Origin of the sequence: Rhodococcus sp. P1Y, assembly GCF_003641205.1 — a bacterium.
Classification (GTDB): Bacteria; Actinomycetota; Actinomycetes; order Mycobacteriales; family Mycobacteriaceae; genus Rhodococcoides.
Genome location: NZ_CP032762.1, coordinates 2,754,271 through 2,767,363, shown reverse-complemented (window position 1 = coordinate 2,767,363; position 13,093 = coordinate 2,754,271). Strand labels below are relative to the sequence as shown.

Below are 13,093 nucleotides of genomic sequence, written 5' to 3'. Positions count from 1 at the left end.
TACTGCCGAGCGTGCTCGCCTCAGCGCAGGAGGGGAGTAATTGTGACAACTCTCAACGAGAAGTTGCTCGTGTTCGCCGGAGCCGATCTGCGCAGAAACCGGTCGAGGCCGCGTCCGGGATCAGTCGCCGTGGTCTCCACTACTGCGGAGCGCGATGCATCCGACCTGCTGGAACGGATCGCGCACCACAGCCTCCACCAGATCGACGTAGTCCGCCCCGATCCGCGACACCGTCGACGCGTCGAAGAGTGCCGTGTCGTATGTGATCGCGAAGACCAATCCGGGCAGTCCGGCTGCGTCGACGGACTCCTCGACCGAGAAGTGAAGTTCGTATTTGGCGACCCTCGCGTCGAATCCGACACTGGCGACCAGGAGGCCGGACAGCTCGAGAGAACTCCACCCCAGGTTCTGGTAGGTCAACGCCATCTGCAGCGGCGGTCTCGAACCCTCAGCCCCGCCGCGAGTGCACTCTGCCATGACCCGATCGAACGGTGCGTCGGAGTGCGCGAAAGCGTTCAAGTCTGCCTCACGCACCTGATCCACGACGCCGTCGAATGTGTCGGATGCCGAAATAGCGCTCCTGAGCACGACCGAGTTGACGAACATGCCGATCAGACCATCGAGCTCAGGCTCCCCGCGCCCTGCGATCGGTGCACTGAACGCAATGTCCGAGGACGACGACATTCGACCGATCAGAACCGCGAGGGCAGCGTGCACGACCATGAACGACGTCGCATGCTTGGTGCGGGCGAACGATTCGACAGCGGCTGTGAGATCAGGCGAGACCGGAAACTCGGCGGTTGCTCCCACCCGTGTCGAGGTGGACGGGCCTGGCCGTCGATCGAACGGTAACTCGATCCGATCGACGAGACCGTCCAGATGACGACGCCAATAACGCAGCTGGTCCGACATCAGACGAGAAGGTGCATCCTCGGTACCCAGCAACTCGTGGTGCCACAACGTGTAGTCGGCGTACTGCACGGCAAGTGGCTCCCACTGGGGCACGTCGCCCACTACCCGTGCGGCGTAGGCCACCATCAGATCCGTCGTGAGAGGTCTCATGGAAAATCCGTCGGCAGCGATGTGGTGCGCCACGAACACTGTGACGTGTTCTTCGTCGGACACTCGCAGCAGCGTTGCCCTGATCGGAACCTGCGTTGTGACGTCGAAACCACGGCCCACGAATTCCTCGACGACGGCCGTGACGGCACCCTTGCCTATGTCGGTCGGCGATAGGTCGAGACGGACCTCACCGGTGGGTCGTATCTCCTGGTATCCGTTGCCGTCGAACTCGGGGAAGACCGTTCGCAGCGCCTCGTGCCTGTCCAGAAGATCGTCGACGGCTGCCTGCAGCGCCGGTACGTTCAGCGCCCCCGTGAGCCTGACGGCGACGGGGATGTTTCGGGAACTCGAGGTCGGGTTCTTTCTGTTCTCGATCCACATCCGTTGCTGCGAATAGGACAACGGGATTCGGGCCGGCCGCGGTCTGGCTGACAACATCGGCCGATCGTCGATATTCGCAAGTAAGTCGACACGGGCGGCGAACTTCTCGATCGTCGGCGCCTCGAACAGCGTCCGGATCGGTATACGCCGTCCGAGTGCATCGCCTGTCCGCGCAACGAGTTGTGTTGCAATGAGCGAGTTTCCGCCGAGCACGAAGAAGTCGTCGTCCAATCCAGGATCGACGATGCCCAGCAGATCGCCGACGATGGACGCAACGGCGCGCTCTGTATCGCTCTGCGGCGTCCTGTATTCGGCGGCCTGGAATGTCGGCTCCGGCAGGGCTCGACGGTCGAGCTTCCCCGTCGGCCCGAGTGGAAGTGCGGGCAGAACGATGATTGCCGACGGCACCATGTACGCGGGCAGAACTGCCGCGACCTCCGCGGAGAGGTCGGCGGGCTCGATGCCCGTCGACGAACCGACGTATGCAACGAGACGCTCACCGAGGGTGTCGTCGCGATGCAGTATTACCGCGGCTGACTGGACGTCGGCGTTCTGCGAGAGAACGGCCTCGATCTCACCGGGCTCGATACGCTGGCCGCGCAACTCGATCTGGAAGTCGGTCCGTCCCCGGTAGACGAGCTCACCCTCGGGCGTCCAGTGCACCAGATCGCCCGTTCTGTAGATCCGAGCCCCGGGCTCGTACGGGTCGGCGACGAATCGCTCCGACGTGAGTGCGGGACGTCCACGATACCCGCGAGCAAGCTGCGATCCTCCGATGTAGAGCTCACCGGGCACGCCTACGGGGACGGGTCGGAGTCGAGCGTCGAGCACATGAGCCGTCGTATTCCACACTGGCTTCCCGACGGTCACCTTCGATGTATTCGGGAACACTTGTACCGCCGTGACCACCTCGACCTCGGCCGGACCGTACCAATTGTGCAGATCTGCCTCGTTCAGTTCGTGGAACTGCGCCGAGATCGCCGGCGTGAGGGCCTCACCCGCCGCGAACACGCGCCGGACGGATGTTCCCAGCCCGCCCACGGCGTGGGCGTAGGCGCTCAGCATGGACGGCACGAAATGAAGAGTGGTGATCGAGAACCGATCGATCACCTCGGACAGGTACGCGGGATCGCGATGTCCACCGGGCTCGGCCAACACCAGCCGCGCGCCAGTCTGCAAGGTCCAGAACAGTTCCCAGACCGATACGTCGAAGGTGATCGGCGTCTTGTGCAGAACAGCATCCGTGGAATCGAGCGGATACACCGACTGCGCCCAGGCAAGCTGATTGGCCGTCGCCGCATGGGTCAGCTCGATGCCTTTGGGGCGACCGGTCGACCCGGACGTGAACATGATGTAGGCCAAGGCATTCGGCCGTAGCGGCCGCTCGCGGTCTTCGTCGGTCATCGGCTCGTCCGACCACGAATCGAGCGCGATCTCGTCCAGGTCGATTACCTCCGTGTAGGAGGGAGCTCGGTGATGCTGCGAGCCGGCGACCACGACGAGAACAGGTTTCGCAGAGTCGAGGACGGTGTGATTGCGTTCGAGCGGCTGCTCGGGGTCCAAGGGTATGTACGCTGCACCGGTCTTCAACACCGCGTACATCGCGACGACCATCTCGATCGACCGGGTCATGTAAACGGCAGCGGTCGATTCGGCGTGAAGGCCACGTGCGACAAGCGCACGTGCAGTTCTATTCACACGTCGGTCCAGCTCGAGATAGGTCAGAGATCGATCGTCTTCGATCAACGCGATAGCGTCGGGCGTTCGGACCACCTGGGCTTCGAACATCGACACGAGGGTCGAACTGCGGTCGAGTTCATGTCCGGTCGAGTTCCATTGCGACAATGCCGCCCGGTCGACCTCGTCCACGAGGTCGACATCGCCGATCGCCGTAGTGGGGTCGGTAACAGCGGCAGAGAGGACAGAGGCGAAACGTCGTCCCACCGCGGAAATGGACTCTCGATCGAACAGCGCCGTCGAATAGGTGACCGACATCGACAGTCCATTGCGGTTCCTGTCCGCATCGGCCATGTCGACGAACGAGAATTGCAGGTCGTATTTGGCTGTCCGCGTGTCGGAGTCGACATGTGCAACCGACAGCCCATCGAGCGCCAACTCCTCCTGGGCGAAGTTCTGAAAGACGATCAGGACCTGAAACAGCGGTGAATGGGCGGTGGACCTCACCGGGGCCAACTCGTCTACCAACCAGTCGAACGGCAACGTCGCGTGGCCGAACGCGCCGATGTCCGTTTCTCTCACATCACCGAACAGATCTACGAACGTGGACTTCGGGTCGACGTCAGTACGAAGAACGAGAGTGTTGACGAACATCCCGATCAGGTTGTCCAGCTCCTGTTCGCCGCGACCTGCGGTCGGCGTGCCCACTGCGATGTCGGACTCACCCGACCATCGAGCCAAGGTCGCCGCGAGCGCGGCATGCACGACCATGAACCTCGTAACTCCGTGTTCGCGCGACACGCGTTCTATTCCGGCCAGCGTGGCCTCGTCCAGGTCGAAGTCCACCGATGCGCCCTGCGTGGACCTAACGGCGGAACGGGGTCGGTCCAGCGGCAAGCCCAGTGTTTCGGGAAGGCCGTCGAGCTGTCCGCGCCAGTAGCCGATCTCGGAGTGCGCTAACGATGTCGGATCATGTGCAGCTCCCAGAGCCTCACGCTGCCACAGAGTGAAATCTGCGTACTGTACGGACAAAGGTTCCCATGTCGGTGCCGAACCGCGCGATCGCGACCCGTACGCCACCATGACGTCGCGGGCGAGAGGTGCGATCGAAGAGCCGTCTGCTGCGATGTGGTGGACGACGACGACAAGCACGTGCTCGTCCGGGGCGACCGCGAAAAGCGCTGCACGAATCGGCACCTGAGACTCGACGTCGAATCCGCCACTCACGACGGCAGTGACGCGGTGCTCGATCTCCGCCTCGGACACCGAAACAGGTGTCAGATCCAGACGGATGTCGTCGACCGACATCACCCGCTGAACGGGCGTTCCCTCGATCACCGGGTAGACCGTCCTGAGCGTTTCGTGACGGGCGAGCACGTCGTGGACCGCGAGACCGAGAGCGTCGGTGTCGAGAGATCCGGACATCCGAACCGCCAACGGGACGTTGTATACCGCCGATTCCGGCTCCAACCTGTTCAAGAACCACATCCGTTGCTGCGCAAGCGACAACGGCACCACGTCCGGACGAACCCGCGCCACCAACGGTGCCCCTACACCGACACCACTACCCGACACCACCCAACCGGCCAACGCCCCCACCGACGACAACTCGAACAGCACCCCCACCGGAACTCGAACACCCAGCAACGCACCCACACGCGACGCCACCTGCGTTGCAATCAGCGAATTACCACCGAGCGCAAAGAAGTCGTCGTCCACACCCACCCGATCCACACCCAACACATCCTCGAACACCCCCGCCACCACGACCTCCGCCTCCGACACCGGCGCTCGAAACACACCCACCGACACCACCGGATCGACCAACGCGCCCCGATCCAGCTTCCCCGACGCAGTCACCGGCAACACATCGAGCGGCACGAACACCGACGGCACCATGTAGGACGGCACACGATCGCCCACGAACGACTTCAACACATCCCCGTCCACACGACCGTCGACACCCACCACATACGCGACCAACCGATCACCACGAACCTCCACCACCGCACGATCAACCGACCCATGCTCCCCCAGAACCGACTCGATCTCACCCAACTCGATCCGCTGTCCACGCAACTTGATCTGACCATCCGCACGAGAAACGAAATGCAAGTCCCCGAACCGATCCCACCGAACCAGATCACCCGTCCGATACATCCGCCCACCACCGACGAACGGACTCGCAACAAACCGCTCCGCCGACAAACCGGACCTACCGAAGTACCCTCGCGCCAACTGCACACCCGACAAATACAACTCACCCACCACACCCACCGGAACCGGATGCAAACGACTGTCCAACACGGCAACCGACGAATTCCACACCGGCACACCGATCGGCACACCTGAACCACCGACACCGACATCGCCGGTGAAAAACGCAGTCGCGTGCACCGCGAACTCTGTCGGACCGTACAGATTGTGCAACCGTGCCGACGCCAACACCTTTGCAGCAGACACTGCAACCGACGTACCGAACGCCTCACCCGCCACCAGAACATGACGCAACGAAGACACATCGGCATCGCCCACACCACCGACGAACACAGACAACATCGACGGCACGAACGACACCGCCGTCACACCCTCCGACTCGATCACCGACGCCACGTAGCCCACGTCCCGATGACCACCCGGCTCCGCGACCACCAATCGCGCACCACACACCAACGCCCCGAACAACTCCCACACCGACACATCGAACGTGAACGGTGTCTTCTGCAACACCACATCACCCTCACCCAACCCGAACTCAGCCACCAACCACGACAACTGATTCACCACCGCCTCGTGCGACACCGCCACACCCTTCGGCCGCCCCGTCGAACCCGACGTGAACATCACATACGCCGCATTCGTCGCACGCAACGGGCTCCTGCGATCCGCATCTGTCACCACATCGCCGGAGAAACCAGCCACTGCAGCCTCATCGACCTCTGACACCACCAGTACCGGATCCACAACCTCGACCACATAATTCGAACGTTCCACCGGACCGTCTGGATCCACCGGAACATACGCACCACCGGCAACCACCACCGCATGGACCACCACAACCATCTCCACCGAGCGACGCATCGACACCACCACCCGCGACTCCGGCCCCACCCCCATCGAAATCAGCCATCGCGCCGTCCGGGCCACCCGAACCCCGAACTCCTCGTACGACAACGACACCCCACCGAACGACACCGCCACGGCGGTCCGATCGCGAACCACCTGCGACCCCACCAGCTCGGCAACCGTCTCCGTCGATCCCACAACCTCGACCCCACTGGAGAGCACTTCGCCGCGAGCCGCATCACTGCGCAGATCGACATCGCCGACGACCGCATCCGGCGACACCACCACCTGCTCGAGCACACTCGTCAGCCGCTCCCCCAGGGTTACGATCGACGCCTCGTCGAACAGATCGCGTGCGTACGTCATGGTCACGACGTAGCCCGTCGCAGTCCCCGGCGTGCGGTCCCCCGGACCACGATCCTCGGCGTCCCACTGTTCGGCGACCGTGAACTGGAGATCCATCTTCGCCGTGTTCGCGGGCAAGTCCACCGCGGAGACCGTGAGGCCGGGAAGTTCGAACGCGGTCCGTTCGAGATTCTGGAACGCGAGTAGAACCTGAACGAGTGGATGCCTGGACTGTGACCTCGGCGGATCGAGAACTTCCACTATCCGCTCGAAGGGGACATCCGAATTGTCGAATGCAGCCAGGTCGGTGCGGACGACCTCGTCGAGTACGTCGTCGAAGGTCTGCGCGGGGTCGAGTTGGGTGCGGAGTACGAGCGTGCCCACGAACATTCCGACAAGGTCGTCGAGTGCTGCGTCTCCGCGCCCCGCAACCGGCGTGCCCACAGCCACGTCCCAGCTTCCCGACAGCCGAGCCAACACGACGGCCAACGCCGCATGGAAGACCATGAACGGGGTGCAGCGATGAGTCCGTGCGAGTTGGGCGATACGTCGATGCGTGTTCCGATCGATCTCGAACGCCACGGAGTCACCACGCCCGGACATGACTGTCGGCCTTGGATGGTCGACAGGAAGATCGAGCTGCCCGGGCAGTCCATTCAATTCGGCAGCCCAGAAACCCTCCTGTTGCGCCATGATCGATGCCGGATCTTCGGACGCGCCCAGTGCTTCCAGTTGCCACAGCGTGTAGTCGGCGTACTGAACCGGTAGCGGCGTCCAGTTCGGCTCGTCACCGAGCACTCGCGCCGAGTACGCAATCATGACGTCGCGTGCCAACGGGGTCATCGAATACCCGTCGGCTGCAATGTGATGCGTGACGAGCACGAGGACATGGTCGTCGGGGGCCAGCCGTAGGATCTGCGTGCGAAGCGGAACCTGGTTCGCCAGGTCGAAGGGGGCAGCTACCGTCGAGGTGACCTGCTCGATCAACGATTCGGTCGACGCGTCGCGAGGGCGTAGGTCCAGCTCGACATCGTCGACGGACAGAATTCGTTGGCTACCGACTCCGTCGGTGTCGGGGTAGACGGTCCGCAGAATCTCGTGTCGTGCAACGACGTCTTCGATCGCGTCTTGCAGCGCGCGGAGATTTAGACTTCCGGTCAACCTGACAGCGACCGGGATGTTGTCGACCGTCGACTCGGGGTTCAACCGACCGAGGAACCACATGCGCCGTTGCGCGAGCGACAGCGGGATGACTGCAGGTCGTTCCCTTGCCGCCAGAGCGATGCCTGCACCGTTACCGGCATGCCCGGCGACCCGTGCAGCGAGCGCCGCGACGGTCGGGGCCTCGAACACGGCTCGGACGGGCACCTGAGTGTCCATGGCGACACCCAAACGCGAAACCAGCTGAGTTGCGAGCAACGAGTTACCGCCGAGCGCAAAGAAGTCGTCGTCGGCGCCGACCTCGGTCGCACCGAGCAACTGGGTGATGATCTGGGCAACTGTCTCTTCGGCCGATGTGCTCGGCTTTCGGTACTCGGTCGTTTCGAACACCGGCTCCGGAAGCGCCGCGCGATCGATCTTGCCGTTCGCGGTCAACGGAATCGCGTCGAGCACGACCAACGCGGTGGGCACCATGTACGACGGAAGGCGTTGGGCGAGAATGGCCTTCACCAACGAGACATCGACGTCACCGACTATATAGCCAACCAGTCTTGTGCCCAGGTGTCGGTCGGTTCGGTCGATCGCCACTGCATCGACGATTCCATCGACAGCGCGAAGGGCCAGCTCGATGTCGCCCAGCTCGATTCGGTATCCGCGAATTTTCACCTGGAAGTCCGCGCGTCCGACGAAATCGAGCGTTCTCTCCTTCGTCCACCGAACCAGATCGCCCGTCCGGTACAACCGCCCACTCCGGCCGAACGGATCTGCGACGAACCTTTCTGCGGTCAGGTCGGGCCGCCCATGGTAACCACGAGCCAGCTGGACGCCGGCCACATAGAGCTCTCCTACGACTCCGTCCGGCACCGGCGCCAGCCGCGGATCCAGAACGAACACTCGAGTGTTCCATTCCGGAGTGCCGATGGGGATCGAGTCCGCACGCGAGTCGATCAGTCGGTGACGTGTTACGGACACCGTTGCTTCGGTGGGTCCGTAAAGATTGTCCAGTCGGAAGTCCCGACCGGCTGACACCTGTGCGGCGGTGTGTGGAGGGAAGGCCTCGCCGATCACCAATACCCGCTCGAGGGCGTTCGGCAATCCGTCGACGCCCAGTGCGCCCAGCATCGACGGCACAACGAAGAGGGTCGACACCTCCTCGGCCGCCATCAACGCGTTCAGGTACTGGACGTCACCGTGGCGATCCTGCTCGGCGACAACGATTCGCCCACCACTGGTCGGCATCGACCACAGTTCCCACACGGAGAGGTCGAAGGTGACCGGAGTCTTGAGTACCGTCGAGTCCTGGGCGTTCGAGCGGTACTCGTGTCGCATCCACTCCAGCTGGTTGACCACCGAAGCGTGTTCGACGGCAACTCCTTTGGGCGCGCCGGTAGAGCCGGAAGTGAAAATGACGTACGCCGTGTTGCCGGGACGCAGCGGCGAAGTCCGTTCGTCGTCGCGAACAGGCTCGCAAGAGAACCCGGCTGTCTCGACTGTGTCGAGTTCGATGACCCGAACATTCGTTTCCGTCGCGAAACCGACTGCGGCCGAGGTCAACACCGCTGCAGGTTGCGCGGAACCGAGAATCTGATCGGTTCGAGTGAGAGGTTGCGCCGGATCCAGCGGCACGTATGCAGCGCCCGCTTTGACGACGGCGTACATCGCGACCAGCAGCTCGGGGGAACGCGGAAGCGCCAGCGCCACGAGAGACTCGGGACCGAACCCCTCACCGATCAGCACGCGGGCGAGGGCGTTCACGCGCCCGTCGAACTCGCTGTAGGACCACACGGCCTGGCCGCAGACGATTGCCGGCGCCTTCGGATCCGCCGCGACCCTCGCGTCGAAGAGTGATACGAGCGTTGCGGCGGGGTCCACGTGCTCGGCTGTATCGTTCCGGACCTCGAGCACATCGGTACGGTCTTCGCTGCCGAGAACGTCGATATCGCCGATCACTGCCGACGGGTTGTCGACCACCGCTCGAAGAACCCGCATGTATGTGGTAGTTATCGCAGCGGCCGTGGAACTTTCGAACAAGGACGACGCGTACGTGAGTGCCGCGTGCATTCCTGCCGGAGCACCGTCGTTGCCGTAGGTGTCCGAAACAACGAGGTGGAGGTCGAACTTGGATATTTTCACCTCTGAATCGACGCCGGTCACGTCGAGACCGGGCAGCTCGAGGTGAGTCCGAGCAAGATTCTGGAACGAGAGCCCAACCTGAAAAAGTGGGTGGCGTGCTGTCGACCGTGCTGGATCCAGAACCCCGACGAGTGTCTCGAACGGGACGTCCGCGTGCCCGAAAGCTTCGAGATCGGTATCGCGAACAGTGGCAAGGAAGTCCGTGAACTGCGACTCCCAGCGCACCAGGGTTCGGAACACCACTGTGTTGGCGAACATTCCGATGAGGTCGTCGAGTTTGGCCTCGCCGCGGCCTGCGATCGGTGACCCGATCGCGATGTCGGTGCGCTGCGATAGCCTGGACAGCGTCACCGCCCACGCGGCGTGGACGATCATGAACAACGACGCGTTGGAGTTTCTGGCGACCTCCTGCAAATTCGCGTGCAGGTCCGCGTCGATGTCGAAGGCTACTTCTCCGCCGACCATCGACTGAACCGCAGGACGAGGCCGGTCGAACGGCAGGTTGAGTTGATCGGGAAGGCCCGCAAGTTCCGATGTCCAGAACTGAATCTGGGCATGGGCCGCAGATTTCGTGTCGTTCTCGTCGCCCAACAGTTCGCGCTGCCACAACGTGTAGTCCGCGTACTGGATCTCGAGCGGTGCCCATCCTGGCTCCCGCCCACTCGACCGCGCGGTGTAGGCGAGCATCACATCGCGGATCAAGGGCCCTACGGAGGATCCGTCCGCCGCAATGTGGTGCACCACGACGACGAGAACGTGCTCGGTCTCGGTCACTTCGAACAATGTGACACGAATCGGTACCTCGGACGTGACGTCGAACGCGCAGTCGAGGGTGGCCTGAACGTCCGCAGCCACCTTCGCCTTCGTCGTGCGTGTCAGTGACACAGCCACGCCCGCTTCGCCCGATTCCAGCACGACCTGGTGCGGGCCTGTGTCGTCGGAGGGATAGATCGTGCGCAGAGATTCGTGGCGCTCGATAACATCGGCAACTGCGAGACGCACTGCGTCGACATTCAGCTCGCCCGACAGGCGGACTGCAATAGGGATGTTGTACGCCGAGGACGAAGGATCGAACCGATTGAGGAACCACATCCTTTGTTGCGCAAGAGAAAGCGGTATCCTCGCTGGACGAGGACGCGCTTCGAGGTCGACCCTGTCCTCCTGCTCCTGAGCATCGATCGCAGCAGCCAGCCCGGATACCGATGGCTCGTCGAACAGCACACGCGCGGGCACTCGCTTGTGCAATCGCGCCCCGATCCGGGCAGCTACCTGAGTCCCGATCAAGGAATTGCCGCCGAGATCGAAGAAGTCGTCGTCGACACCCACCGACTCACGCGAGAGAAGCTCGGCGAAGACCGACGCCACGGCTTCCTCGGTCGGCGTCGACGGGGCACGGTACTCACGGGCCACGAACACCGGGGCAGGAAGAGCCGAGCGATCGACCTTCCCCGCCCCGGTGAGAGGCACGTGGTCGATCAACATCAACGCCGACGGGACCATGTGCCCGGGCAGGGACTGCCGCATCCATTCGAGCAGCGTCGACGATTCCGGCGATGTCCCGTCGGCGGGCAGCGCATACGAGACGAGCGCAGTGCTGCCTGCGCCCGCATCGGTCCCGATCGTCAGCGCGAAGTCGACCTCGGGATGGCCGCCGAGAACAGCGTCGATCTCACCGAGTTCGACGCGGAATCCTCTGATCTTCACTTGGAAATCGTTGCGTCCCAAGTACTCCAGGTCACCCGACGCATCGACACGGACCAGGTCACCGGTCCGGTACATCCGGCTGCCCGACGGGTCGAACGGGTCGGGCAAGAACCGCGACGCGGTCAATGCACTGCGCCGATGGTAGCCCCGAGCGACACCGGGACCTGCGAGATACAGCTCCCCGGCGACGCCGGGAGGAACCACCGACAACCGTGCGTCCAGAACGTACGCCTTCATCCCGTCCACGGGCTCACCCATCGTGACCGGCTCACCCACGACGAGAGGGGCCGACATAGTGGCGAAGATGCTCGCTTCGGTGGGCCCGTATCCATTGAACAGCGCGCGACCAGGAGCCCATCTGGCGACCAGATCGGCGCCGAATGCTTCCCCGCCGACGACCAGGGCCGCCAGGTCCGGCAGCTCGTCGCCGTCGATCGACGTCAACGCCGCAGGTGTCGAGAATCCGTGCGTCACTTTCTCGCGTCGAAGCAGGTCCTCGAGCTCGGCACCACCGTAGTTGTCCGGCGGTGCGATGATCATCGTTGCGCTCGAGCCGATCGCAAGTAGGTAGTCGAACACCGACACGTCGAAACTGGGCGAGGTGAAGTGCAGCGTGCGCGACTGCGGCGTCAGTTCCAGCACGCGAACGGCGTGCGCACACAGCGAAGCCAACCCAGCCTGGGTCACGACTACACCCTTGGGCAGGCCGGTGGAGCCCGAGGTGTAGATCACATACGCGGCGTTGGCAGCACGCAACGTGGATGTCCGCTCGACCGTCGAGATCGGGTCGCCCGGGAGTGATGCAAGCACCGTCTGCACCGACTCGTCGTCCAAGAACGTCCACTCACACGACGAGGGCAGCGCGTCGCGGTGCGCCGAGATCGTGATTCCACGGGTTGCCCCGGAGTCACCGACCATATGCTCGATTCTCGCGGTGGGATACGACGGATCGATGGGGAGAAACGCCGCGCCGGTCTTCATGACGGCCCACATCGCGGTGATCGACTCCACGCTTCTCTGCAGTGCGACTGCGATCGTGGATTCCGGGCCTGCTCCCGCGTTCATCAGAAGCCTGGCAAGTGTGGATGAGCGAACATCGAGTTCGGCGTACGAGACGGTTCGGTCGCCGTCGACCAGCGCGATTGCATCCGGATTGCGCTCGACAGCTGTTGCAAGCAGGGCGGGAAGCAGGGTGGCCCGTGCACGCTTCGGCTTTCGAGCGCGCGGGCCGCGTTCCTTGCGCTCACCGGCGGTCCGGTCGGGTGCTGAAGCTGTCGACGTGGACCGCGAATTCATATGTCAATACCCCTGACCGTCGATCTGTGCTATGAGGTCGTTTCGCCCCATTCCGCCACGATTACGCCGTCGAATTGCCGCTATCTCATCGACGCATTCCCGCAACAAAACTATTACATCATGATTACGACGCAAGTCCACGAACACCTGGACACCTACGCGGAAACGGCCAACAGGCTTGTGCTACGGAACAATTGATCGAATTGTCCATACTTCAAACAAACCGACCGAACATTGTGTTGACGGTCGCGCTAAACAATTACCGGTA

The 13,093-nt window shown here is 63.1% G+C and carries 1 protein-coding gene; it reads right to left on the bottom strand.

The genetic code is table 11. The features are described from left to right. Positions 1-120: 120 nt before the first annotated feature. Positions 121-12,825: a non-ribosomal peptide synthetase gene (locus D8W71_RS12750; protein WP_121113994.1), complete on the bottom strand. Its 12,705-nt coding sequence runs from the start codon at positions 12,823-12,825 to the stop codon at positions 121-123. Between the last annotated feature and the right edge of the window lie 268 nt (positions 12,826-13,093).

Coding starts and splice junctions, on each gene's coding strand:
- D8W71_RS12750 (WP_121113994.1), bottom strand. CDS start 12,825: ATGAATTCGCGGTCCACGTCGACAGCTTCAGCACCCGACCGGACCGCC.